The following is a 24,248-nucleotide window of genomic DNA, read 5'->3' on the forward strand; positions in this document are numbered from 1 at the left end:
GTAAATAAGCGATAGCCTTTTCTTGGTTCGAATGCGAAATCTTAGAGAGAGATCACCTTCAGCAATTGCTAATTAACAGGGTGAAATCAGCCTGAAAAACCTAAAAAAATGCCCATCAAAGATGGGCATTTTTATGGCTAACTCATTCATTATCAGTTTGTTTTCATATCACTGACCGATTGCAGCATCATGCGGCTTTCACGCTGAAACTGCGGAGCAAAATCACCAAACCATTTTGCAACCGTTTGGAACTGGCTGATAAACGCGTCCCTATCACCCCGTTTTAACAGCTCTAATGCCTCACGGTAGTTATCCAAATAATCGCCAATCGCATGCAGGCTATCCTGCTGGGCAAAAATAATATCGGCATAGAGTTCAGGACTTTGGGCAAACAAGCGCCCTACCATGGCGAGCTCTAAGCGATAGATAGGTGAACTAAATTGCAGCAGGGTTTCAATATCCGCTTCTTCTTTGCAAAGATTCAAGCCATACACAAAGGTCGAGAAGTGGCGCATCGCCTGTACCAGCTGCATCGCATTGTCGTGACGTTCAGGCTCAGCTTCGACAATCCGCGCGCCCCAAATTCCAATTTGCTCGAGCAACCATTGGTATTTATCGGCTTCGCGGCCATGGCACACCACCACAACCTGCTTAGCCAAACTGCCGACATCTGGGCCAAACATGGGATGAAAGCCGACAACAGGCCCATTGTGAGCGGCCAACATGGCATTCATAGGTTCAGTCTTGATCGAGGTTAAGTCGGCTAAGATACATTCCTGCGGCAATTGGGTCAGTTTCTCACGGATAATGTCGCAGGTGATGGCGATAGGCACAGTCACCAATACCAATCCGGCGTCAGCAAATAAGGTTTCCGCTTGTTGCCAGTCATCTTTATCAAGCACTTTGACCTGATAACCCGAGAGCGACAGCATTTGTTGGAACAGTCCACCAAGCTGACCCTTACCACCAACAATCACGACCGAACCGAGATCGTTTTTCACTTGCTTAAAGCCGACATCCTTCTCGTTGAGATAGGACTCACGCATCAAGCGGCGCAGAATATCTTCAATCAGTTGCGGCGCAATGCCCATGTTTTTGGCTTCTTCGCGGCGTTTTGCCAGCATTGCCGCTTCACGTTGCGGTGCATAAATCGGCAGTCCTGCGGCGTGTTTTACCGTTCCGACCTGGGCGACTAAATCTAAGCGTTTACGTAGTAAATGCAGCAATTGCTGGTCGACACCATCGATGAGACCACGAAGGTGTTCTAATTCAGTTGTGGTTTTTTCGTTCATCTTATCAGTCCACTACACACCTAAAATAAGGTGTTTAAACATTCGGCTCTTAAGATTGACTCTTAAGCATTGGCCACTTTGAGCATATCGAAACGCGTTGCTAGTACCGAAGATAACTTCGATGCGCCCGCACGTAAAACGCTTTCGGTTTTTTCCCAATTAATACAGGAGTCTGTCACAGAAACCCCATAGGCCAGTTCGCTCAATGGTTTATCACAACTTTGATTACCTTCGTTTAAATGGCTTTCTAACATCACGCCGATGATGGACTTATTGCCGTTGTAGATCTGGTCAAATACGTCCTCACACACGGGGACTTGCCTGGTGTAGTCCTTAGAGGAATTACCGTGGCTGCAATCGATAATAAGGCGAGCATTGAGTTTGGCTTTATGTAACTGCGCCTCACACTCGGCAACGCTCTTAGCATCATAGTTGGGCGTTGCGCCGCCACGGAGGATCACATGTCCATCGGGATTTCCCGCGGTTTGCAATAACGCCACTTGGCCCTGCTGGTTAATCCCCATAAATCTGTGGCTGCTGGCCGCCGATTTCAACGCGTTAATCGCTACATCGAGCTTTCCATCTGTGCCATTTTTAAAGCCGACGGGCATAGATAAACCCGACGCCATTTCCCTGTGGGTTTGCGACTCAGTCGTGCGAGCACCAATGGCCGACCAAGTGACTAATTCCGAGATGTACTGTGGGCTGATAGGATCGAGCGCTTCGGTTGCCACAGGCAGTTCGAGTTCGGCCAGCCAAATCATCAGTTCACGGGCCATCTTTAACCCCTTCTCAACATCGAAGGACTCGTCCATATCAGGATCGTTAATCATCCCCTTCCAACCCACTGTGGTACGTGGCTTCTCAAAGTAGACTCGCATCAGGATGTAAAACTCATCGCTGAGTTCATCGTGTAATTTTTTAAGTTTTAAGGCGTATTCCTTAGCGGCATCGATATCATGGATAGAACAGGGTCCAGTGACGATAAGCACGCGGTTATCGCGCTTATGGACAATATCCGCAACGGTTTTGCGTGCATTGAGGATATAACGATACGCGTGCTCAGAGAGTGGCAGGGCCGCTTTTAGCTCCTGCGGTGTAATAAGAACTTTCTCTGAACTGATGTGTACGTTATTGATCGTATCCTGTTGCATGCTTACCACCTAAAACTGAAGTCATATCCCCACATTATCAGGAGTCTGGATCTCAAACCGCTGCGGGGAAAAATAAATAGCCGAGGCTATCATGTAATATCGTAATGCTACACCATTACAATAAGCGACCAATATGCCTATTTATTGGCAGAAGATCAAGGAAGAATTTAACAAAATCGGCATTTATACCCATCGTATTAGGGCGTTTTCATTCCGCGGGAGTTAAACGCGCTTTAGACAAGGCGAAGGCTTGAAGGCATAGTGGTTCTCTGTCGAAAGCTGTATTAACCCGAAACGCACACGAAATGGCTAAAAAGAAAAACGTCAGGCAACAAAAAACCGCCACGAGGGCGGTTTTCTGTGCGAACACTACGTCTTGTTTTCTGTAGCGGGTACTATTACTTAGTAGCCAGCTTTTCACGGATACGTGCAGATTTACCTGAACGATCACGTAAGTAGTACAGTTTGGCGCGACGAACGCGGCCACGACGCTTAACTTCAATGCTAGCGATCAGAGGGCTGTGCGTTTGGAATGCACGCTCAACACCTTCGCCATTAGAGATTTTACGAACTGTGAATGCAGAGTGCAGACCACGGTTACGCTTAGCAATTACAACGCCTTCGAAAGCCTGTAAACGCTCTTTATCACCTTCTTTAACACGAACCTGAACTACTACTGTATCACCAGCACCAAACGCAGGTACGTCTTGTTTCATTTGCTCATCGTTGAGCATTTTAATGATGTTGTTCATAACTTACTCCGTTCTAGAATTAACTGAGCTACGACTAAGCATTCTTGTCCATTGCTTCAACGAACTGCGCTAAAAGAGTCGATTGTTCGTCAGTCAGAGCTAGATTTTCAAATAATTCTGGCCGTCTTAGAAAAGTCCTACCAAGGCTTTGCTGCAAACGCCAGAGTCTAATTTGTTCGTGGTTGCCACTTAGCAGTACTGCGGGTACATCGAGTCCATCTAAGCTTTCAGGGCGCGTGTAATGAGGACAGTCCAGTAAACCGTCGGAGAAAGAATCTTGCTCCGCCGAAGCTTGTTTTCCTAGCACGCCAGGAACCAATCTCGATACTGCATCTATCAAGGTCATTGCGGGTAATTCGCCGCCCGAAAGCACGTAATCCCCAACCGACCATTCTTCATCCACTTCCGTTTGAATGATGCGTTCATCAATACCTTCGTATCGACCACACACCAGAATCAACCGGGATGATTCAGCCAACTCAGTGACGCCTTGCTGATCCAGCTTGCGTCCTTGAGGTGACAAGTAAATCACCTTTGCCTCTTCGCCTGCCGCCGCTTTCGCAGCATGGATGGCATCGCGTAAGGGTTGCACCATCATCAACATACCGGGACCACCGCCGTAAGGCCTGTCATCTACCGTACTGTGTCTATCATGTGTGAAATCGCGAGGATTCCACGTGTGCAACTCAAGCAGACCGTTCTTCACGGCACGACCCGTAACCCCAAAGTCTGTTACGGCACGAAACATTTCTGGGAACAGGGTTATTACCCCTAACCACATATGTTGTACCTCGACTTAAAAGTCAGGATCCCAATCCACTAAAATCTGTTTACCTTGGACATCCACCTTTAAGATGAATTGCCCTGGGACAAAGGGAAGCATACGCTCCACTTTGCCGAAGCTATCTTTCGCGTTGGCTTTCACTAAGAGCACATCGTTCGAACCGGTTTCCACGATTTGATCGACAACACCCATGTTATAGCCATTAGTATTAATCACTTCACAACCGATGAGGTCACGCCAATAGAACTCGTCTTCTGGCAATGCGTTCATCTGCTCTGGCAGGATCCCAATTTCGCAATTGGTGAGCATTTGTGCTCGCTCCCGCGTGGTGACACCTTCAAGCTCGGCGACAACCGCCTTGCCTTGGTAACGCCACTGAATGACTTTTACTTCGCGCCATTCACCATTTTCTTTAATAAGCCAAGGTGAATAGTCAAAGATACCTTCAACAGAATCGGTATAGGCGGTGATTTTCAGCCAACCTTTAATGCCATGACAGGAGCCTAATTTCCCCAGTACGACTGGCTGTTGGTTACTGCTCATCAATCTATACCTTAACGCTATTAAGCAGCTGCTTTAGCGTCTTTGATCAATTTTGCTACGCGATCAGTTGTCGCAGCGCCGTTCGCAACCCAGTGCTCAACACGAGCTAGGTCTAAACGTAAAGTTTCTTCTTGGCCACGAGCCAATGGGTTGAAGAAACCAACACGCTCAATGAAACGACCGTCACGAGCGTTACGGCTGTCAGCAACAACGATGTTGTAAAATGGACGCTTTTTAGCGCCACCACGAGCTAAACGAATGGTAACCATGCGTTTTCAATCCTCTAATGATTTGCTTGAAGCAAAAATAAAAACTGGAACCCCGTGTTCGCGAAGAGTCCCAGATAGAAAGCCGGAAGATTTTACCTGACTTTTCAACGAATGCAACCAAATCTGGCGATTATTAAACCTGCCTTAGGATTGCCCGCCTCATTTCAAATAGAATCAACCAACTGATAAAACATCAACTTTGATGAAAATCGCTGGAATTAACGGCCAGGAAATTTCATGCCGCCAGGCATCATTCCACGCATTCCGCGCATCATCTTCTGGATGCCGCCCTTGGCCGACATCTTTTTCATCATCTTTTGCATTTGGGTAAACTGTTTCAATAAACGGTTCACGTCTTGAATTTGCGTACCAGAGCCTGCTGCGATACGGCGTTTGCGTGAACCCTTGATTAAATCTGGGTTTTTACGCTCTTTCGCCGTCATTGAGTTAATGATGGCTTCCATTTGACGGGTCATTTTACCGTCTTGGATTTGCGCTAAGGCATCCGGTGGCAATTGACCCACACCGGGCAGCTTTTCAATCATGCTCATCATGCCGCCCATGTTTTTCATCTGCTGTAGCTGCTCGCGGAAATCTTCAAGATCAAAACTGCCGCCCTGCTTCACTTTAGAAGCCAGCTTCATCGCCTTGTCTTTATCAACACCGCGTTCAACTTCTTCGATAAGCGATAATACGTCGCCCATGCCGAGAATACGTGAGGCGATACGGTCTGGATGGAAAGGCTCTAGGGCATCGGTCTTCTCGCCGACACCGAGGAATTTAATCGGCTTGCCGGTAATGTGGCGAATCGATAATGCCGCACCACCGCGCGCATCACCGTCGACCTTAGTTAAAATCACACCGGTGAGCGGCAGCGCTTCGTTAAAGGCTTTGGCCGTGTTTGCCGCGTCTTGACCTGTCATGGCATCGACCACGAACAGTGTCTCAATCGGTTTAACCGCCGCGTGCAGCGCCTTGATCTCATCCATCATGGCTTCATCGACGTGCAGGCGACCCGCGGTGTCGAGGATCACCACATCGATAAATTTGAGTTTAGCGTGGGCAATGGCCGCCTTGGCGATATCGATTGGCTTTTGGCTCACATCCGATGGGAAGAACTCCACATCGACTTCGGTCGCTAAGGTTTCAAGCTGTTTAATCGCCGCAGGACGATAAACGTCGGCACTGACGACTAATACTGATTTTTTATGGCGTGTACGCAGCAATTTACCCAGTTTGGCAACGCTGGTCGTTTTACCCGCGCCTTGAAGACCTGCCATCATCACCACGGCTGGCGGCTGAGTGGCTAAATCCAGAGCTTGGTTTGCCTCGCCCATGGATTTTTCAAGTTCACTTTGAACAATCTTAATAAAGGCTTGACCAGGACTTAAGCTCTTCGCCACTTCCTGACCAACGGCACGTTCTTTTACATTGTTAACGAATTCACGCACCACAGGCAGGGCAACATCGGCCTCCAGCAGCGCCATACGCACTTCGCGCAGGGTTTCCTTAACGTTTTCTTCGGTTAAGCGACCACGGCCACTGATATTCTTCAGCGTGCGTGACAGTCTGTCGGTTAGATTCTCAAACATCGTCCTGCTCTATACCTTTAGGATCTCGATTAATGGGCTGTATTATAACGATGCGGGCGTATTATGCTACTGCTATGCCCTACTTGCGTTAACTTCGGCAACTAACCTGCTTTAGGTCATATTTTGCGATTCGCCTACGACTATTTACGTCTAACAATAAGAATCTGCTAAATTTTGCAACTTATGTCACTGCCCATTTGCCGACAGCTCATGTTATTCTAGGCAAAATATTGATCTGTATGCCCCGTTTTCAAGGCACCATTAACAACACAAATAGGTTAATTACCCATGGTCATTTTTTCTGCCTCAGCCATGTTTTTTTATTGCATTGCATTGGTATTAGTGACAAGTCGACTGTTCCACCCTGAAGGTCCTAATCGAAAGGCCGTTGCCGGTGTCGCCGCCATTGCCGTGATTTTGCACGCAGCCGCCCTTTCTCAAGCGATGTTTACGACAGATGGACAAAACTTCAGCCTCACTAATGTGATCTCGTTAGTGAACTGGATTATCGCCTTCACCTTTACCGTGATGATGTTTAGGCTAAAAGTGATTGTGGTTGTGCCCGTGGTTTACGCCTGTTCTGTGCTCTCTGTAGCCCTACTCTGGTTATTGCCGCCTAAGTTTATTACTCACTTTGAGCTGTACCCTGAGGTTTTGGCCCACGTTGTGCTCTCTCTCATGGCATACAGCGCCCTGATGATCGCCGCCCTGTACGCGATTCAGCTCGCGATGATCCAAAATAAACTCAAGAAAAAACAATTAATGTTAAGCCCAGGCATTCCGCCGCTGATGACGGTAGAAAAGCAGCTCTATCATCTTGTAATTATTGGCGTAATTTTATTGAGTTTATCCCTCGCCACTGGCTTTATCTTCCTCGATGATATGTTTGCCGATGGCAAAGGCCATAAAGCGATTCTGTCTATCATCGCGTGGTTTGTGTATATCGCCATGCTATGGCAGCAGTATTGGGTCGGCTGTAAAATTCGCACCGCGGTCATTTACACCTTAACCGGCGCGACCTTGTTATCCTTAGCTTATTTTGGCGCTCGGATTGTCAAAGAGTTAATTCTTAGTTAATAATTTCAAGTCAGCTTAGGCGCTTATTCCCTGAGCTGACTTGACACCCCGTTTATTTCTCGGTATCAACTTAAACTTATCGGCCTGATTGGAGCCTATTTTTGGACGCTATATCGACAAGCGCACTCCTCATTTTCTTACTAGTGCTTATCCTTTGTTCTGCCTACTTTTCAGGTTCTGAAACCGCCATGATGACCCTTAACCGCTATCGGTTAAGACATCTCGCCTCAAACGGCCATAAAGGTGCCATACGTGCCCTCAAGTTACTCGAACGACCAGACCGCTTAATTGGCTTAATTCTGATAGGCAATAACCTGGTTAATATTCTCGCCTCGGCCATTGCGACCATTATTGGCATGCGTCTTTGGGGCGATTTAGGTGTCGCGGTCGCCACAGGAGTACTGACCTTAGTCGTATTGGTCTTTGCCGAAGTCACCCCCAAAACTATCGCCGCCTTAAACCCTGAACGCATTGCCTTCCCATCGAGTATTTTACTCATTGGTCTATCAACGATTTTTGCCTATGTCGTCACCAGCGTTAACTGGATAACCACAGGCATACTGCGCCTCTTCGGCATCAAAACCATCAGCAGCAGCGATGCACTCAGTCAAGAAGAGTTAAGGACGGTCGTACACGAAGCTGGCGCCTTGATCCCCCAACGCCACCAAGAGATGTTGTTATCAATCTTGGATTTAGAGAAAGTCACCGTAGAGGACATCATGGTGCCGCGCTCGGATATTTACGCGATTAACGTCAACGATGATTTTAAGTATATCAATCGTCAAGTTATCCAAAGTCCACATACTCGTGTACTGGTTTACCGCGATACTATTGACGATGCCGTCGGCTTTATTCATCTGCGTGACGCGCTGCGCCTGCAATCGAAAGAGCAGTTCAGTAAGTCCTCATTGCTACGTGCGGTAAAAGAACTTTACTTTATTCCCGAGGGAACACCGCTCAATGTGCAATTAGCCAACTTTCAGCACAATAAAGAGCGTATCGGCCTAGTGGTCGATGAATACGGTGATATCCAAGGATTGGTGACACTCGAAGATATTCTCGAAGAAATTGTCGGTGACTTCACCACCTCTATGCTGGCCACACCGAGTGAAGACATTACCGCCCAGCAAGATGGAAGCTACTTAGTCGATGCCAGTATCACTATCCGTGATTTGAATAAAGAAATGAAATGGGATTTCCCAACCGATGGCCCCAAAACCCTCAATGGCCTGATCTTAGAGTATTTAGAGGATATCCCCGCCGAGAACACTAGCCTTCGTCTAGCCGGTTATCCTTTAGAAGTGATTGAAGTTGCTGACAATATGGTCAAAACAGTACGTATCATTCCACAGCATTATCAGTCGCCACGCTAACGTTCCCAGATAAAAAATCGGCTGAATCCAAATGGAATCAGCCGATTTCCTTCTCCCCCAAGAAATTATTTAACGCTTTGCGTCTTTAGACGTGCTTCGAGTGCTCGACGCTTCTCGATAGCAATAGGTGTAATCTCGGCATCTAACGCCTTTTCTAACCCCAAGATAAAATACACTTCGGCCATCAAGAAGAACGGACCAATTAGCAGTTGGTTTAAATCGTCCACAAAAGCGGGTTTGGCCTTTTCGTATTGATGGCCAATTAACTGGAAAATCCATCCCACGATAAATACCGATATAGCCAACCAGAAGGCGTTGGGAGAGTCTGCCATGAGTTCAGTGGTATAAACGACGGGGGCGATAAATAAAGCTAGGCCAATCGCTAACTTTGCATGTAAGCGAAAATAATAAACCAGCACTCCTGCCCCTAAAATCACACCTAAACTCACATCACCCGCACTGCCAAGTGGAATACGGATAGTCGCCAGCAATAGGAAAGCAGACCATATAATCAATGGAATACCAACGAAATGGGTAAGTATGTTGCGCTGATTTAAATGCACACTCTTATAGGTTGATAGCTGCTCTACGGCGGATTTCATCTGGGGCTCCTTTTGCTGTGTCCCTGCACATTAGTGTCTAGATACCACTTTTGACCTAACCTAGCCCAAAAATGCGAAACTGAACAGAAAAAAGTAACAAAAATGTTGCCACGCATTTTACGCAATAAAAAAGGGAGCTAAGGCTCCCTTTGTGCTAATGGGTTAGAAACTAGCGCGATTCGAGGATAACCGTCGCAATGGCGTAGGATTTTTCATCGGCGATTGAAATGTGTCCCACCACGCCGTTGAGCAAAGCTAAGCGCTGCTGCGCCCCCTGTGTAAAATCAATCGTCGGCGCACCATCGGGTGTATTCCCGATATGGATATGCTGAAAAGATACCCCTCGACCAATCCCCGTCCCCAAGGCCTTAGCTGCGGCTTCTTTGGCGGCAAAACGTTTCGCCAAATAACGGCTCGGTTGGCTATGCTGTTGATAGATTTCGAACTCAGCCTCTGTCAGTACACGTTTAGCCAGTTTATCGCCGGAACGTGTCACATGAGCCGTGATGCGCTCGATTTCAACTATGTCAGTGCCAAGCCCAACGATTGCCATTATTCGCCTCGACGACCTTCTAACATCAGCGCTTTCATGTCTTTAACCGCTGTCGCTAAGCCATCAATGGCCGCACGCGCGACAATGGCATGGCCAATGTTGAGTTCATACAGCTCTGGGATCGCCGCAATAGGCTTAACATTGTGATAATGCAGCCCGTGGCCCGCATTCACGACTAAGCCCTTACCGTGGGCGTATTTCGCCATTTCGCTGATACGCGCAAGTTCTTTGGCCTCTTCCTCAGCTGTTTTAGCGTCGGCATAGCAACCGGTATGGATTTCGATAAGTGGCGCGCCAGAGGCGACTGCGGCATCGATTTGCGTCTTATCGGCATCAATAAACAGTGACACTTGAATACCATTGGCGGCTAAACGGCTAACAGCAGCAGTGATTTTATCGAGTTGACCAGCCACATCTAAACCGCCTTCAGTCGTCACTTCTTGACGTTTTTCAGGGACTAAACAAACGTAGGTTGGTTTGACTTCGCAGGCGATGTTGAGCATTTCTTCAGTCACGGCACACTCAAAGTTCATCCGCGTCTTTAAGGTTTTTGCCAGCAGATACACATCGCGGTCGATAATATGACGTCTGTCTTCCCGTAAATGAATCGTGATACCGTCGGCTCCCGCATGCTCGGCAACCGCCGCCGCATGGACAGGATCAGGATAACTGGTGCCACGAGCCTGACGCAGGGTCGCAATATGGTCGATATTAACACCCAATAAGATACGGCTCATCGGGAACTCCTTTATGTTTGTAAGGCTAGAATTAACGCTAATTTGCGCCCTATTGTACTGGGACAGACAGTAAAAAACAGGAGCTAGGGCTAATTATTCCCATCTCTGTTAGAGGCTGTCGCTTGAATAAACAACTGCCGACTCACCAGCGGCTTGTTTCCGAGCAGGGGTTGCAGCATAGAGCGCATTAACCGTTTAGCCTCTAGAAACTGCTCTTGCAACAATTGATTATCGTTAAGCGCGGTTAACATCGCGCCTTGATAGGTATGCTTTGCCCTGCTGTTCAGCACAAATTGAAAACCCAGTTCTGGCACGAGTTGATAGTAATGTTCAGGGATCAGCGGTTCGCCTTGGGTATCGCGAATAAGGGATGGCATGGCCCCAAGTTCCCGCAAGAGCGCCAGCTCAAGGTACCGCAGCTTCGACTCACAAAACTGCGCCGCAAGTCCTACTAAGGCTTGGTGGTAGATGAGAAATAACGCCTCGGCATTATGGTGAACCGACAAGGTTCGCATCAGCAACTCATTGATATACATGCCAGCATACAGGCTATAACCCGATAAAGGCACGGCTGGCGCGGCCGCTTCAATTTGGCTGATGTTTTTGAGTTCAGATTTACCGCTAAATTCAAAAATCAGCGGCTGAAAGGGCTGGAGGATACTTTTGATGGAGCGTTTACCGCTCCCAACTCGCGCGACGACATCGACACGACCAATACCGTCAACCAAGAGATTCACCAGCGCGCTAGACTCCCGGTAAGGGCGATGATGCAAAACATAGCCCCGTTTCATCGGTCTGCGCGCTCGTTCATGATCAGGCTCGGCCTATTATCAGTAACGATTAATCGTCACCGTAACCTAAGCTTCGCAGGGCGCGTTCATCATCGGCCCAACCGGATTTGACCTTCACCCACACCTCGAGGAACACTTTGTTATCAAACAAGGTTTCCATATCGAGGCGCGCTTGCGTGGCGATGGTACGAATGCGCTCACCTTTGCTACCAATCACCATCCGCTTTTGGCCTTCACGCTCGACCAAGATCAGGGCGTTGATTTGATAAACGCCGTTTTCCATCATCTTAAACTGCTCGATTTCAACCGTCGCATCATAGGGCAATTCATCACCTAAAAAGCGCATCAGTTTTTCACGGACAATTTCAGAAGCCATAAAACGTTGCGAACGGTCGGTCACATAATCTTCTGGAAAGAAGAAGGGATTCTCGGGCAGAGACTCTGCCGCCATCTCTAAAATGCGCTTAACGTTGGTGCCCTTACTGGCTGAAATCGGCAGGATCTCATCGAAGGGATACTTCTTGGCGACTTCTTCCAAATAAGGGAAAAGAGCTTCTTTGTCTTTGATATTATCGACTTTATTGATAGCTAAAACGGTTTTACGCTCTTCACCGCCACGGCGAAGTTTGCTTAATACCATCTCATCATCGGCGGTCCATGTCATACCATCGACCACAAAAATCACCATAGACACATCGGCAAGCGAGCTCGCCGCCGCACGGTTCATCAGACGGTTAATCGCACGCTGCTCTTCAATATGCAGACCCGGTGTGTCGATAAACACGATTTGGCGTGGACCATCGGTATGGATACCCATGATGCGATGACGCGTCGTTTGCGGTTTTTTCGAGGTAATACTGATCTTTTGCCCAAGCAAACGGTTCAGGAGGGTCGATTTTCCCACGTTAGGGCGACCAATAATGGCCACCATGCCACAGTAGGTCACATCATAGTGTACAGACGGCGCCGCCGCGCTCGCCGCATTCATCCTTGCCAGTAATTCATCTAAGCTCGGCTCATTGCTCGCGTTAGCGGCATCGACAGCTGGCAAGTCTGTTTTTTTGGTCATTTCTTCAGTAACTCCAATACTTGAGCCGCGGCAATCTGCTCGGCTTTGCGGCGCGAACTCGCTACGCCAATCACGCTTTCGCTCAAGTCATCTATACGACATTCAACGGTGAATGTTTGATCGTGGGCATCGCCTTCTATATTGATTACTTGGTAATCGGGTAGCGGCTTCTTTAACCCTTGTAAATATTCTTGCAGTAAGGTTTTAGCGTCTTTTTGATTCACGCCCGGTTGGATCTCGGCCAAACGCTCAGCGTACCAATGCAGTAACAGCTTACGGCACACTTCGAGATCGGAATCTAAGTAGATTGCGCCGATAATCGCCTCGACCGCATCGGCCAAGATAGACTCACGTCTAAAACCACCACTCTTTAACTCGCCGGGGCCTAAGAATAAATAATCCCCAAGCTTAAAGGCCTTAGCAATCAAGGTGAGCGTATCACCACGCACTAAGGTGGCGCGCATCCTGCTCAAGTCACCCTCAGTCGCCTTAGGAAACTGATGGTATAAGGCGTCTGAAATCACAATCGATAAAATCGAATCGCCTAAAAACTCTAACCGCTCGTTGTGCTTATTTGCCGCACTTCTGTGGGTCAACGCTTGGGTCAGAAGCTCAAGATTCTTGAACTCATAACCCAAAGTACGGCACAAACGGGGCAAATTTTTAATCGGTTCCATACTAGTGAATTCCACCTACTCGTTCAAAACGTACTCCACTTGGCACCCAAGTTGGCAGGAAGTCGGCTTTAGAACGGTCAAACTCAAAACTAATCCAGATAGCGACCGCTTTGCCGACAAGATTCTCTTCTGGGACAAAGCCCCAGAAACGGCTGTCGGTACTGTTATCGCGGTTGTCACCCATCGCAAAATAATGTCCTTCGGGTACAAGGAACTCACCCGCGGGTAAGTTAGCTTCACGCTTGAAGTATCCCAGCATATCGGGGCGGCTTGGATTGATTAAAATATCGTGGGCCACTTCACCGAGTTGCTCTTTAAAACGAATTAATGGCACACCATCTTGGCTGAAATCACCACGGCTGATTTCGGTACGCGCCACCAGTTCTGGCTCTGGACAATTAGTTTGCTCTGCGCCACAGGCTTTTTGGATCATCAACTGCTTATTGCGGTAAATAATCCTATCGCCCGGTAAACCCACCACGCGCTTGATGTAGTCAATCTGAGGGTTCTCAGGGTATTTAAACACAATCACATCGCCACGTTTCGGCTCGCCCGTTTCAATCAGTTTAGTGCGCCATACGGGATCTTTTAGGCCATAGCTAAACTTTTCCACCAGAATAAAGTCACCCACTAATAGGGTTGGCATCATAGAGCCTGAGGGAATTTGGAATGGTTCGTAAATAAACGAGCGCAGGATCAACACGAAGGCAATCACAGGGAAGATGGAATGCGCGGTTTCAACCACTGTGGGTTCGCGGATGATGTTATATTCGGCTTCCTCGGTTAAATTAGCCTGAGAAGCCTTAGCTAAGGCTAAGCTTTCGCGGCGTTTAGGCGCAAAGACCAGCACATCGATTAACCAGATCAGCCCTGAAATCAGGGTGACTAGCACTAAAATAATGGAAAAATAGGCTGCCATTGCTTATTGAACTCCTGCCTTGAAATGTAAAGATCCAAACTCAGCGACTATTGTATTTCGACTCGCGAACTTTAGTTAACTTACCGTATTTCTAAAAAAACACCACAAAACATACGATAAGCTAAGTAAAGCGCCGCAAACTGCGGCGCAATAATAGCTAAATTGTGTTATCTCGAGTGTTACTCGTTTAGCTTAAGTACCGCTAAGAACGCCTCTTGCGGCACCTCAACGTTACCCACTTGTTTCATCCGTTTTTTACCCTCTTTTTGTTTATTCAAGAGTTTCTTCTTACGGGAAACGTCACCACCGTAACACTTCGCCGTTACGTCTTTACGTAGGGCTTTTACGGTAGAACGGGCAATAATTTGGCTGCCAACAGCGGCTTGAATCGCGATATCAAACATCTGACGTGGGATCAGCTCCTTCATCTTCTCAACCAACGCTAAACCACGGTGACGAATGTTTGAACGGTGAATAATCATCGCCAATGCGTCTACGCGGTCGCCGTTGATCAGAATGTCTAAGCGCACCATGTCCGCAGGATCGAAGCGGATGAAGTTGTATTCTAACGATGCATAACCACGGCTGGTCGATTTTAAGCGGTCGAAGAAGTCCATCACCACTTCTGCCATTGGCAGGTGGTAAGTCACGGCCACTTGATTACCGTGGTAAACCATGTTCACTTGGGTACCACGTTTTTCGATACACAGGGTAATCACGTTACCTAAGTATTCTTTTGGCACCAGAATGTTAGCTTCAACGATAGGCTCACGCATCTCTTCAATGTTGTTAATCGCCGGCAAGTCTGCTGGGTTATCAACATAGATGGTTTCACCACTGGTCAACAGCACTTCATACACTACGGTTGGTGCCGTCGTGATTAGGTCAAGATCGTATTCACGCTCTAAACGTTCTTGAATGATTTCCATGTGGAGCAGGCCTAAATAGCCAATACGGAAACCAAAACCCAGTGCTGATGAACTTTCAGGTTCGAAGAACAATGACGCATCGTTGAGGCTGAGTTTGTTCAGCGCATCGCGGAAGTTTTCATATTCATCGGTAGAAATTGGGAACACACCGGCGTAAACCTGAGGCTTCACTTTCTTAAAGCCGGGTAATGGCTTTTCAGCGCCATGCTTAGCCAGCGTCAAGGTATCTCCCACAGGTGCACCGTGAATTTCTTTAATACCCGCGATAACGAAACCTACTTCACCGGTTTTCAGCTCGGTTTTATCGGTTTGTTTAGGTGTGAAAATACCCACGCGGTCTGCAGTGTGGTTTTGTCCGGTAGACATCACCTTAAACTTGTCACCTTTCTTCAGCACGCCGTTTTTAATACGTACCAGAGAAACAACGCCTAAGTAGCTATCAAACCAAGAGTCGATAATAAGCGCTTGTAGCGGCGCCTCTGGATCGCCTTCTGGCGGTGGAATTTGATCGACGATGACTTCTAATACTTCGTCAATACCCACGCCGGTTTTGGCCGAGCAACGGACAGCGTTCATCGCATCGATACCCACGATGTCTTCAATCTCAGCGGCTACGCGCTCAGGATCGGCTTGGGGTAAATCGATTTTGTTGAGGATAGGTACCACGTCCAGATTCATATCCAGCGCGGTGTAACAGTTCGCGAGCGTTTGAGCTTCAACGCCTTGACCCGCATCCACCACGAGCAGCGCACCCTCACAGGCGGCTAATGAACGAGATACTTCATAGGAAAAGTCAACGTGGCCTGGGGTATCAATAAAGTTAAGTTGGTAAGTTTCGCCATTTTTGGCTTTGTATTCCAACGTGACGCTCTGGGCCTTAATCGTGATACCGCGCTCACGCTCTAGATCCATAGAATCAAGAACTTGCGCATCCATTTCACGGTCGCTTAACCCGCCACAAACCTGAATCAGACGATCTGATAGCGTCGATTTACCATGGTCGATATGGGCAATAATTGAGAAGTTTCTAATGTGTTTCATTATGCTGCTATGACTAATACTGAAAAATGGATACGGTTCAAAGGTGCGAAATTGTACCTGATTGCGGTTTCAATACCAATCAGATTCACTCATCCTTCTCTTTAAGTCGGAAAATGTGGCTCTCAGCGGAAGTTTATTGCCAGATTAAAATCAATAACAATATGAAATTAAACGGGTAATTTTTCTAAACTGATCCCTGAGCCTAAATAAGCCAAAATGACAGGTTGCGAATCGACTTCGAGTTGTTTTGCCTTGTGCTTTCCAAAGAACCAAGCGGCTAACGCACCTAAGGCAGCAAAGGCTATCGCACTGAGATCCGAATTGATTTCCAATAAACCTGCGAAAAACTGGCCAAATACCGCGCCAGCAAATAAACCAAGCAGCGGCATCAAATAAACTAAGGCCGCCGCTTTCAGGATCACGCTCTCTGGCAAACCGAGCTTTAGCAGTTCGCCAACCTCGCAGTTTCGTTCACTTTGAATGGAGAATTGTTGTGTCTTTGCCGAAAAAGCCTGAGCCACAGCCGACGTACCACAAGACTCGCTACTGCTGCAGCTCTTGCAAGTACTTTTAAGCTCAACCTCGACGGTCAGCCAACCTTGATTATCGCAGGCGATAACCCGCGCAACTTCTTCCATCATGATAGGAGGCCTTATTCTAACATCAGACTTTTTGCGATACGGGCCAAGGTTTCTGTCGGTACTTTACCCACGGCAACTACTTCGGCGTTACCCACTTTTTCAGATACCAAAGACAAGCCATTACGAGTGATTAACTCTTCGGGTAATGGCGTGGAACCTGCTCGTGCGACATAGACAGAAATACTGGCTAAGCCATCGGTTAAGGCAATATATTCAACCGCCTCGTGACTGCCAATCAAACGGTGGTGATCACGCACCACAACACTAAATCCTGCTGGTAACCAAGAAAACTGCCAATTTTGTCCATCTTGGCGTTCAGCCTGATCGATAACCGCTGGCCATTCTTGCTTATAGGCTTCCTGTAAAATCGATGGCGGCTCATTTAACTCAATAAGCTCAATCACCATCAACTGTTCAAGTAATTGTTTATCTTGAGTCAGCATGTCGTATCTGAGGGGCAGATAGGTGTCCATATCCAGCCAAATTTGGAAACCGTAACGGTACTCATCATTTGGCAGTAAACGGATCATTTGACCGGGACGTCCCGCAATACGCGTACGACCACCGAGTACAAACTGATAACCCACTTCTAAATCACTCATCTTTGACGAGAAAGCCGCAGGCCATACGCCCTGAATATGATTAGAAAGGATGCTATAGGCGGGTTGATCGTGTTCGATAAAGGTGACTCGATTGCCCACTCTGACCGCATTTTTTGGCGGGCCATTGAGGTACTCAAGAAACGCAACTTCTTGATTATTCACCTTACCGTGAAGATAAACCAAAGGCCGAATATGGTCGGCCTGAAGTTGTATAATCGATGCTTTAAACTCTTTCTCTTTTAAAGCCTGGCTCATTTTCTCAAGCCAGACTTTGGCAGGCATATCTTCCTGCGCCACTGCAGGGAATACCAAGGCTAACAAAGCCAACAGGATTAGACGCAAGTTAACTCCTTACTACTGATTGACAGGAACGGGAATAACCTCGCTATTGTCTTCTACAACGGCACCCGTATTCAATCGTTGTTGCAACATATGGTCCTGAATATAAGTGTTAATTCGGCGACGTTGCTCATTCATTTGGTCATTAGTGTAGCTCTGATTTTGCTGCACAGGACCTGTCTGTAAGCTCACTGGCGATGCACTACCAACCAGGGGACGGGTAATGAGCACTGGCGATGGCGACGCGGCATCATCAGCTGTTTGGTTAAAGTTCTGAACGCCGACGATGGCGAACATGGCCACAGTAGCGGCAATCGCATACTGACCAAACTGTTTGAATAACGGCACAACGCGGCTTTGGCCAGCATTGACGGCGACTTGCTGTGGAGCCGCTGTAACTTCAGGTGCGCTCACTTGAGGCGAGACAATGGCAGGCTCAAGTTCGATTGCAGCTGCAATACTGGCGGAAAGGTCTAACGCCATAGCCTGGGGCAATTCACCCCGCATAGCATCACCTATCACATGATAGTTACGCCATTTATTATGTGAATGCGTATCGGCAGCAAGTTCTGCCATAGTCTGCAGATCTGTCTCTCCATCGACAGCGGCAGATACCCATTCTTGACCTAATTTATCCATTGTTCACCTGTCTAAATTTAAGGGTGTTACTCTTCCAGTAATGGCTGGAGTTTTTTATCGATTGCTTCACGGGCGCGGAAGATGCGAGATCTTACAGTCCCCACAGGGCAATCCATGATGATGGCAATATCCTCGTAACTCATCCCATCGAGTTCACGTAGCGAAATCGCCATACGTAATTCTTCCGGCAAGGTTTCTAATGTCTCGAAAACCACTTTTTTGATTTCGTCCGATAACATTAGTCGCTCTGGGGAGGCAAACTCCTTTAGCGCATCACTGCCTTCGTAGTATTCGGCATCCTCGGCATCCACATCATTTGCAGGCGCTCTGCGCCCCTGTGACACGAGGTAATTCTTAGCCGTGTTCACGGCTATACGGTACAACCAGGTATAAAACGCACTTTCTCCGCGAAAGTTTGGCAAAGCTCGATAAGCTTTGATAAACGCTTCCTGTGCCACATCGGTAACGTCGGCTTGGTTACGCACATAGCGTGAAATCAAGCTCACTACTTTACTCTGATATTTAAGCACCAACAGGTTAAAAGCGTTTTTATCTCCCCGTTGTACGCGCTCAACTAATTGTTGATCACTTATTTGTCCACTCATCCGAGCCGACTTCTCCCAAATCTAAAATGCTGATTTCTCAGTCGCTCGAATCATATTCACTTATGTAGACTAGCGTGCTTTGAAAAAGTTCTAAGAATTATACAAAAAAAGTAAGGTTAAAAGGAAAGTACCCATAATCGGTGAGTTGGTTTACCATAGATGGCACTCTCAGTCATAGCATGATACCCGATGAAACAAGTAGTTGAACACCAATCTGACATATTAGTCATAGGTAGCGGTGCCGCAGGTCTGACACTAGCTTTGCATCTTGCTGAAAAAGCAAACGTAATTCTGCTCTCAAAAGGCCCACTCTCCGAAGGGTCGACATACTACGCCCAAGGCGGTATCGCCTCCGTGTTCGATGAAAGTGACACCATCGAATCCCATGTGGCCGATACCTTAGTGGCCGGTGCCGGCTTGTGCGATAAAGAAGTGGTAACTTTTACCGCTGAAAACGCCAAGAGCGCCATGCAATGGTTAATTGAATGTGGCGTGGCATTCGATAAAGAAGAAACCGCTGGCGATAATGCCAAAGACGCACCTTATCATTTGACCCGCGAAGGCGGCCACAGCCATAGACGCATTCTGCATGCCGCAGATGCGACGGGCAAAGAAGTGCAAACCACGCTGCAAGAACGCGCCCTCGCCCATCCCAATATTCAAGTTTTAGAACGTTACAACGCCATCGACCTTATCACCACCCGTAAATTAAATCGCCCCGGCAATCGCGTGTTAGGCGCTTATGTATGGAACCGTAATGCCGAGCAGGTCGAAACCATTAAGGCAAAATTTGTCGCATTAGCAACAGGCGGTAGCTCTAAGGTCTACCAATACACCTCAAACCCCGATGTGGCGAGTGGTGATGGCATTGCCATGGCGTGGCGCGCAGGTTGCCGTGTGGCCAACATGGAATTTAATCAATTCCATCCAACCTGCCTTTACCATGCTGATGCGCGTAACTTCCTACTGACCGAAGCCCTGCGCGGTGAAGGAGCTTATTTACGTCGCCCCGATGGCAGCCGCTTTATGCCTGACTTTGACGAGCGCGCCGAACTCGCGCCCCGCGATATCGTGGCCCGCGCCATCGACTACGAGATGAAGCGTTTAGGTGCCGATTGCGTCTACTTAGACATCAGCCATAAAGACAGCGACTTTATCATCAAGCACTTCCCAACAATTTACAGTCGCTGTTTGGAACTGGGCATTGATATCACTAAGGATGCCATTCCTGTGGTGCCTGCCGCCCACTATACCTGTGGTGGTGTAATGACGGACTTGCATGGCCAAACCGACCTCAACGGTCTCTATGCCATCGGTGAAGTAGCCTATACCGGCTTACATGGTGCAAACCGCTTGGCGAGTAACTCGCTGCTCGAGTGCTTGGTATTTGCTCGCGCTGCATCGCAGGATATTGAGAGCCAAATGCACAAAATTCCATTACCGGGGCAAATTCCGGCGTGGGACGAGAGTAAAGTGTCCAACTCCGATGAAGAAGTGGTGATTGCCCACAACTGGCACGAACTGCGCCTCTTTATGTGGGATTATGTGGGGATTGTCCGCTCGGATAAACGCTTGGAGCGTGCATTGCGCCGCTGCCTGATGTTGCAACAGGAAATCCAAGAGTATTACAGCAACTTCAGGGTCAGTAATAACCTGCTGGAACTGCGTAACTTAGTGCAAGTGGCGGAGCTGATTATCCGCTGCGCGATGGATCGTAAAGAGAGCCGTGGTCTGCACTACAATATCGACCATCCCGAGAAGGTAGACTCACCGCAACCAACGATTCTGCAACCTGAAAAATAACCGAGTTGCTTAAGTGACACATTTAACGGGCTAAATCTACTCAGATTTAGCCCGTTTTATTTAGGTTGAGTGAATGGATTAAACTTACCAACTCAGAGTTGAATTAAAGGGACTCACCTTGACTCGTCGCTTGAGTTTTAACCTTAAGTAAGAGTCGGCATAAGTGGCGGTAATTCTTATCACTAAACATATCGGCCCAAAGGGGCAAAAGATACAACTTATCGGCGGACTGATAATAAACCAAGCAAACAAAGGGCGTTACCCAAGTTCTGGGGAGCACATGAAACGCCTCCCCCGTCGATAGCCAACCTTCCCCTTTTCCATTAAGCTCAAAACGGCAATGCCAAGTTCTCAGTCGCCATAACTGATAGCCCAAGAATCCGAGGATTAAAACGGCGAAGACCAACTTAAGCACAAGCCAAAATACGACATCCGTTTCAGGCCAGATAAGTAACGAAGTACTGCAGACACAAACAAAAACGACCAACGAGAGTCGTTGGTCGCAAGAGGCTTTTACGCTAAAACTATGGCGCCGCTCTGCCACGGACTTGTACTACCATGCGGGCAAGCTCTGCATCGGGACAGGCTTCATGACCCATAAACCATGCAAATAATTCAGGGTCTTCACACTCGAGTAAACGAATGAATAGGGCCTTGTCTTCATCCGACAAATCCTGATAAACATTTTCGACGAAAGGCTGGAACAAGACGTCCAATTCGAGCATTCCGCGGCGACATGCCCAGCGGACCCGTGCAATGTTCATTAACTCCAAGTTAATTCTCCCAAAACTAATTTCGCCTTAGTTTACCAGTTCACGCCGTAGAGTGTCGATGCAAGCAGTATTGAAACTCGGTTTAACACCGCTGAACTTGGCTGTCTAATCCGGCAAATAAATCACTGAAATCCGTCTCTAATAAACGTTTCACCGCGGGATGTTGGATCATCCGCTCGGCAAACATCACATGGTATTCTTCCTTCACATCTAAGGTTTCACCTAGGAGATGCATGCCATGGGAAATCACCTCTTGAGGGTAAACCGACGGCGTAACGAAGATCCCGCGTTTCAGGTAGCCAAAGGCCTTCATCATCGCCGCATCGTCAAACTCACCTAGGATGCTCACCTTAAGATTTTGTTCATCGAACCAACGGTATAATTGTTGCCCAAGCGATGTTCTACGACCGGGGATCAGCAATTGTGCTTGTTCTAAACAAGCCGGGAAATCGGCGCTGTAGGTTTCAGCGGAGAAAAAGCTCACGCCACACTCACCCAGTTTTTTCGATAAAATCTCAGGATATTTCAATGACTCACCCGCACAGTCCGAGAGGATCATATCCAGTTTATGCTCGCGTAAACGGGTCATTAAACTTTCGTGGGTCGCTTCATAACAGGCAAGGTGCATAGAGCCGTCATTGGGCACCACAGAAAGTAATACGCGACTCGCTAAGGCTTTAGACAAGGCATCGGCAATACCCACTTCAAATAAAATGGCATCATCTTTTTGATAGTTGAGTAAATCGAGCATCTCATAACTGAGGGAAAACATCTTATCAGCGTAGCGAAATACCAACTCACCGAGTTCCGTCGCCTCTAAATTGCGTCCGACACGTTTGAATAGACTACCGTTAAGGCGATCTTCAAGGGCGCGAATTTGCCCCGTGATGGTTTGAGGCGTCAGACAAAGGGCTTCGGCCGCCTTGGCCACAGAGCCCTTCTTCTTGATCATCCAGAAATAATACAGATGGTTGTAATTAAGATGCAGCATCGCCAATGAGCTTCCTCTAATGGATACCGCAGCCTCAAAGGCTGCGGTATGTCGGATCGCAGTGACTCAGCTTAACAAATGATGAGTCGATAGCGCTATTTTAAACGCTGACAATCCAATAAGTTAACCACAATTCCCTGCAACTGTTCTAAATCGGCTGCCGTACCCGTGCTAACCGCTTCCGTTACGCCAGAGACTAAACTGTCTCTATCCGGAATACGGTTGGCGCAATAAGTGCGATTCGCCTCTTGGAAACGTTTACCGCCACGATACTTGAGCGCTCTAGACTCATAGCCATTGGTTTCAAGCCTTGCGCCTAATGCCTCAGACTTAAACATTAACGCGCCATCGACTATGCCCTCAAGGTAGCTTTGACAGGTTTGTGATGCGACATCCTTGTTACAGGCATCAATCTGCGAAGCCATTGCGCTTGAAGAAAGTGTTAACAGTGCTGCCACTCCTACTAATTTCATATTTATCATAGTTATACTCCTTTTTTAGGTAACACTTTTGATAACCAGAAATACCCGATCAAGGCCGCCAGAATTGAGCCTATCAAGGTGCCAAGGCGCGCTAAGTCGCCGTACATAGGGTCTGCTTGCTCAAATGCCAGCGAGGCAATAAACATCGACATCGTAAAACCAATACCACACATTGCCGCCACAGGCGCAATCTGCTTCCAACCAATCCCATCGGGTAATTGCGCCAACTTCAGTTTGACGGCCACATAACTAAACAGCATCACACCAATCGGCTTACCTAACATGAGTCCCAATGCAATCCCGACAGGTACAGGGGAAATCAGAGTGTCCAAACTCATGTTACCTATGGCCACACCCGCATTCGCAAAGGCAAAGACTGGCAGGATAAGGAAGGTGCTCCAAGGGTGCAGGCTATGCTCTAAATGCTCAGAGGGTGAACTTCCATCCTTTGCCCGCAGAGGGATACAGAAGGCAATAATCACCCCGGCTAAAGTCGCGTGGACGCCAGACTTTAATACCGCCACCCACAGAACGAGTCCTAATACCCCATAGGGGGCTAATGCGGTCACACCTTTACGGTTTAAGGCGACTAAACCGACAATCGCAATGCTGGCAATCACTAAGCTAATGGTTGAGAGATCGCTGCTGTAGAAGAGCGCAATAATCACAATCACACCTAAGTCATCAATAATGGCGAGTGCCAACAGGAAGACCTTCAATGCCACTGGCACGCGGCTACCTAGCAGCGCCATGATACCTAACGCAAACGCAATATCGGTGGCCGCAGGAATGGCCCAGCCAGCTTGGGTCACAGGATCGCCATAGTTAAATAACAGATAAATGCCTGCTGGCACTAACATACCACCAATCGCGGCAAAGGTTGGCAGTGAAGCCTGGGCCACACTGGATAAGGCGCCTTCTAACAGTTCACGCTTTACCTCTAAGCCAATCAGTAAGAAAAACAATGCCATCAGGCCATCGTTAATCCACAGCAATAGCGGCTTATGCAGATCGAGCGCGCCGACACGCACTTGTACTTCAGTTCCGAGAAAACCTTGATAGAGTCCCGCTAGAGGAGAGTTGGCCATGAGCATGGCTAAGACAACAGCAACCAATAACAGGATGCCGCCAGCCGATTCCTGGCTCAGAAAATTTCTAATTGCTTTTTCCATCTTGCACTCCAAAAAATCATAATGAAATGAGTGTAGACGAAGAAAAT

General features: G+C 47.8%; 27 protein-coding genes. 3 read left to right on the forward strand and 24 right to left on the reverse strand.

The window, feature by feature from the left end; translation table 11 throughout:
- Positions 1-152 precede the first annotated feature (152 nt).
- From tyrA to ffh, 7 genes are all read right to left on the reverse strand, one after another.
- On the reverse strand, positions 153-1,292 hold the full coding sequence (gene tyrA / locus L2713_RS08785) for a bifunctional chorismate mutase/prephenate dehydrogenase (RefSeq protein ID WP_248967637.1): 1,140 nt from the start codon (positions 1,290-1,292) through the stop codon (positions 153-155).
- Between the two features lie 62 nt (positions 1,293-1,354).
- Positions 1,355-2,446 carry a 3-deoxy-7-phosphoheptulonate synthase gene (locus L2713_RS08790; protein ID WP_248967638.1) on the reverse strand — a complete coding sequence of 364 codons (1,092 nt, stop codon included), beginning with the start codon at positions 2,444-2,446 and terminating at the stop codon, positions 1,355-1,357.
- A gap of 398 nt (positions 2,447-2,844) precedes the next feature.
- Positions 2,845-3,198, reverse strand: coding sequence for a 50S ribosomal protein L19 (gene rplS, locus L2713_RS08795; RefSeq protein ID WP_006080791.1), 354 nt, complete (start codon positions 3,196-3,198; stop codon positions 2,845-2,847).
- Between the two features lie 34 nt (positions 3,199-3,232).
- Positions 3,233-3,979 carry a tRNA (guanosine(37)-N1)-methyltransferase TrmD gene (gene trmD / locus L2713_RS08800; RefSeq protein WP_011623586.1) on the reverse strand — a complete coding sequence of 249 codons (747 nt, stop codon included), beginning with the start codon at positions 3,977-3,979 and terminating at the stop codon, positions 3,233-3,235.
- Positions 3,980-3,994: 15 nt separating this feature from the next.
- Positions 3,995-4,525, reverse strand: a complete 531-nt coding sequence (rimM, locus tag L2713_RS08805; RefSeq protein ID WP_086903309.1) for a ribosome maturation factor RimM — start codon at positions 4,523-4,525, stop codon at positions 3,995-3,997.
- Positions 4,526-4,545: 20 nt separating this feature from the next.
- On the reverse strand, positions 4,546-4,794 hold the full coding sequence (gene rpsP / locus L2713_RS08810; RefSeq protein ID WP_011071566.1) for a 30S ribosomal protein S16: 249 nt from the start codon (positions 4,792-4,794) through the stop codon (positions 4,546-4,548).
- 218 nt (positions 4,795-5,012) lie between these two features.
- On the reverse strand, positions 5,013-6,386 hold the full coding sequence (ffh, locus tag L2713_RS08815; protein WP_011623589.1) for a signal recognition particle protein: 1,374 nt from the start codon (positions 6,384-6,386) through the stop codon (positions 5,013-5,015).
- 288 nt (positions 6,387-6,674) lie between these two features.
- Here ffh and L2713_RS08820 point away from each other — a divergent pair, with 288 nt between their 5' ends.
- Together L2713_RS08820 and L2713_RS08825 are read left to right on the forward strand one after the other, a co-directional pair.
- Positions 6,675-7,463 (forward strand): cytochrome C assembly family protein, encoded by a 789-nt coding sequence (locus L2713_RS08820; RefSeq protein WP_011623590.1) that lies wholly within the window; start codon positions 6,675-6,677, stop codon positions 7,461-7,463.
- Between the two features lie 101 nt (positions 7,464-7,564).
- Positions 7,565-8,836, forward strand: a complete 1,272-nt coding sequence (locus tag L2713_RS08825; protein WP_248967639.1) for an HlyC/CorC family transporter — start codon at positions 7,565-7,567, stop codon at positions 8,834-8,836.
- Between the two features lie 65 nt (positions 8,837-8,901).
- Here L2713_RS08825 and L2713_RS08830 read toward each other — a convergent pair whose 3' ends face one another.
- The 12 genes from L2713_RS08830 to rpoE all read right to left on the reverse strand — a co-directional run bounded on the left by L2713_RS08830 (position 8,902) and on the right by rpoE (position 18,980).
- Positions 8,902-9,438 (reverse strand): Mpo1 family 2-hydroxy fatty acid dioxygenase, encoded by a 537-nt coding sequence (locus L2713_RS08830; RefSeq protein WP_248967640.1) that lies wholly within the window; start codon positions 9,436-9,438, stop codon positions 8,902-8,904.
- A 169-nt stretch (positions 9,439-9,607) separates the two neighbouring features.
- Positions 9,608-9,991: a holo-ACP synthase gene (gene acpS, locus L2713_RS08835; protein ID WP_248967641.1), complete on the reverse strand. Its 384-nt coding sequence runs from the start codon at positions 9,989-9,991 to the stop codon at positions 9,608-9,610.
- Positions 9,991-10,728: a pyridoxine 5'-phosphate synthase gene (gene pdxJ, locus L2713_RS08840; RefSeq protein WP_133178708.1), complete on the reverse strand. Its 738-nt coding sequence runs from the start codon at positions 10,726-10,728 to the stop codon at positions 9,991-9,993. The genes acpS and pdxJ overlap by 1 nt, the downstream gene beginning before the upstream one ends.
- 89 nt (positions 10,729-10,817) lie before the next feature.
- Positions 10,818-11,519, reverse strand: coding sequence for a DNA repair protein RecO (gene recO, locus L2713_RS08845; protein WP_248967642.1), 702 nt, complete (start codon positions 11,517-11,519; stop codon positions 10,818-10,820).
- A gap of 49 nt (positions 11,520-11,568) precedes the next feature.
- Positions 11,569-12,588, reverse strand: a complete 1,020-nt coding sequence (gene era / locus L2713_RS08850) for a GTPase Era (protein WP_011623597.1) — start codon at positions 12,586-12,588, stop codon at positions 11,569-11,571.
- Positions 12,585-13,265 carry a ribonuclease III gene (gene rnc / locus L2713_RS08855; RefSeq protein ID WP_011626882.1) on the reverse strand — a complete coding sequence of 227 codons (681 nt, stop codon included), beginning with the start codon at positions 13,263-13,265 and terminating at the stop codon, positions 12,585-12,587. Before rnc ends, era begins: the two co-directional genes overlap by 4 nt.
- A 1-nt stretch (position 13,266) precedes the next feature.
- Positions 13,267-14,184, reverse strand: a complete 918-nt coding sequence (gene lepB, locus L2713_RS08860; protein ID WP_089067266.1) for a signal peptidase I — start codon at positions 14,182-14,184, stop codon at positions 13,267-13,269.
- A 179-nt stretch (positions 14,185-14,363) separates the two neighbouring features.
- On the reverse strand, positions 14,364-16,154 hold the full coding sequence (gene lepA / locus L2713_RS08865; protein ID WP_011717874.1) for a translation elongation factor 4: 1,791 nt from the start codon (positions 16,152-16,154) through the stop codon (positions 14,364-14,366).
- Positions 16,155-16,321: 167 nt separating this feature from the next.
- Positions 16,322-16,795, reverse strand: a complete 474-nt coding sequence (locus L2713_RS08870; protein ID WP_248967643.1) for a SoxR reducing system RseC family protein — start codon at positions 16,793-16,795, stop codon at positions 16,322-16,324.
- A gap of 11 nt (positions 16,796-16,806) precedes the next feature.
- A complete protein-coding gene (locus L2713_RS08875; protein ID WP_011717876.1) occupies positions 16,807-17,739 on the reverse strand; it encodes a MucB/RseB C-terminal domain-containing protein in 933 nt (310 codons plus the stop codon).
- 12 nt (positions 17,740-17,751) lie between these two features.
- Complete coding sequence (locus L2713_RS08880; protein ID WP_088210499.1) at positions 17,752-18,375, reverse strand: sigma-E factor negative regulatory protein; 624 nt, start codon at positions 18,373-18,375, stop codon at positions 17,752-17,754.
- A 26-nt stretch (positions 18,376-18,401) separates the two neighbouring features.
- On the reverse strand, positions 18,402-18,980 hold the full coding sequence (gene rpoE, locus L2713_RS08885; protein WP_011623604.1) for an RNA polymerase sigma factor RpoE: 579 nt from the start codon (positions 18,978-18,980) through the stop codon (positions 18,402-18,404).
- A 189-nt stretch (positions 18,981-19,169) separates the two neighbouring features.
- Between rpoE and nadB the strand changes: the two genes are divergently transcribed.
- Positions 19,170-20,783: an L-aspartate oxidase gene (gene nadB / locus L2713_RS08890; RefSeq protein WP_086903302.1), complete on the forward strand. Its 1,614-nt coding sequence runs from the start codon at positions 19,170-19,172 to the stop codon at positions 20,781-20,783.
- Positions 20,784-20,886: 103 nt separating this feature from the next.
- Here nadB and L2713_RS08895 read toward each other — a convergent pair whose 3' ends face one another.
- The 5 genes from L2713_RS08895 to nhaA form a co-directional block, all read right to left on the reverse strand.
- Entirely contained in the window at positions 20,887-21,327 is a 441-nt protein-coding gene (locus tag L2713_RS08895; RefSeq protein WP_248967644.1) for a protein YgfX, read from the reverse strand.
- Entirely contained in the window at positions 21,308-21,556 is a 249-nt protein-coding gene (locus L2713_RS08900) for an FAD assembly factor SdhE (protein ID WP_109285503.1), read from the reverse strand. The genes L2713_RS08895 and L2713_RS08900 overlap by 20 nt, the downstream gene beginning before the upstream one ends.
- A gap of 82 nt (positions 21,557-21,638) precedes the next feature.
- A complete protein-coding gene (gene nhaR / locus L2713_RS08905) occupies positions 21,639-22,547 on the reverse strand; it encodes a transcriptional activator NhaR (protein WP_086903346.1) in 909 nt (302 codons plus the stop codon).
- 95 nt (positions 22,548-22,642) lie between these two features.
- Positions 22,643-23,029, reverse strand: coding sequence for a hypothetical protein (locus L2713_RS08910; protein ID WP_086903301.1), 387 nt, complete (start codon positions 23,027-23,029; stop codon positions 22,643-22,645).
- Between the two features lie 2 nt (positions 23,030-23,031).
- Positions 23,032-24,201, reverse strand: coding sequence for a Na+/H+ antiporter NhaA (gene nhaA, locus L2713_RS08915; protein WP_089067264.1), 1,170 nt, complete (start codon positions 24,199-24,201; stop codon positions 23,032-23,034).
- Positions 24,202-24,248: the final 47 nt, after the last annotated feature.

Origin of the sequence: Shewanella seohaensis (assembly GCF_023283775.1) — a bacterium.
GTDB lineage: Bacteria > Pseudomonadota > Gammaproteobacteria > Enterobacterales > Shewanellaceae > Shewanella > Shewanella seohaensis.

Coding starts and splice junctions, on each gene's coding strand:
- nhaR (WP_086903346.1), bottom strand. CDS start 22,547: ATGCTGCATCTTAATTACAACCATCTGTATTATTTCTGGATGATCAAG.
- rnc (WP_011626882.1), bottom strand. CDS start 13,265: ATGGAACCGATTAAAAATTTGCCCCGTTTGTGCCGTACTTTGGGTTAT.
- era (WP_011623597.1), bottom strand. CDS start 12,588: ATGACCAAAAAAACAGACTTGCCAGCTGTCGATGCCGCTAACGCGAGC.
- lepA (WP_011717874.1), bottom strand. CDS start 16,154: ATGAAACACATTAGAAACTTCTCAATTATTGCCCATATCGACCATGGT.
- recO (WP_248967642.1), bottom strand. CDS start 11,519: ATGAAACGGGGCTATGTTTTGCATCATCGCCCTTACCGGGAGTCTAGC.
- pdxJ (WP_133178708.1), bottom strand. CDS start 10,728: ATGAGCCGTATCTTATTGGGTGTTAATATCGACCATATTGCGACCCTG.
- L2713_RS08820 (WP_011623590.1), top strand. CDS start 6,675: ATGGTCATTTTTTCTGCCTCAGCCATGTTTTTTTATTGCATTGCATTG.
- tyrA (WP_248967637.1), bottom strand. CDS start 1,292: ATGAACGAAAAAACCACAACTGAATTAGAACACCTTCGTGGTCTCATC.
- L2713_RS08870 (WP_248967643.1), bottom strand. CDS start 16,795: ATGATGGAAGAAGTTGCGCGGGTTATCGCCTGCGATAATCAAGGTTGG.
- rplS (WP_006080791.1), bottom strand. CDS start 3,198: ATGAACAACATCATTAAAATGCTCAACGATGAGCAAATGAAACAAGAC.
- acpS (WP_248967641.1), bottom strand. CDS start 9,991: ATGGCAATCGTTGGGCTTGGCACTGACATAGTTGAAATCGAGCGCATC.
- L2713_RS08880 (WP_088210499.1), bottom strand. CDS start 18,375: ATGGATAAATTAGGTCAAGAATGGGTATCTGCCGCTGTCGATGGAGAG.
- L2713_RS08790 (WP_248967638.1), bottom strand. CDS start 2,446: ATGCAACAGGATACGATCAATAACGTACACATCAGTTCAGAGAAAGTT.
- nhaA (WP_089067264.1), bottom strand. CDS start 24,201: ATGGAAAAAGCAATTAGAAATTTTCTGAGCCAGGAATCGGCTGGCGGC.
- nadB (WP_086903302.1), top strand. CDS start 19,170: ATGAAACAAGTAGTTGAACACCAATCTGACATATTAGTCATAGGTAGC.
- rpsP (WP_011071566.1), bottom strand. CDS start 4,794: ATGGTTACCATTCGTTTAGCTCGTGGTGGCGCTAAAAAGCGTCCATTT.
- trmD (WP_011623586.1), bottom strand. CDS start 3,979: ATGTGGTTAGGGGTAATAACCCTGTTCCCAGAAATGTTTCGTGCCGTA.
- rpoE (WP_011623604.1), bottom strand. CDS start 18,980: ATGAGTGGACAAATAAGTGATCAACAATTAGTTGAGCGCGTACAACGG.
- lepB (WP_089067266.1), bottom strand. CDS start 14,184: ATGGCAGCCTATTTTTCCATTATTTTAGTGCTAGTCACCCTGATTTCA.
- L2713_RS08830 (WP_248967640.1), bottom strand. CDS start 9,438: ATGAAATCCGCCGTAGAGCAGCTATCAACCTATAAGAGTGTGCATTTA.
- rimM (WP_086903309.1), bottom strand. CDS start 4,525: ATGAGCAGTAACCAACAGCCAGTCGTACTGGGGAAATTAGGCTCCTGT.
- L2713_RS08910 (WP_086903301.1), bottom strand. CDS start 23,029: ATGATAAATATGAAATTAGTAGGAGTGGCAGCACTGTTAACACTTTCT.
- ffh (WP_011623589.1), bottom strand. CDS start 6,386: ATGTTTGAGAATCTAACCGACAGACTGTCACGCACGCTGAAGAATATC.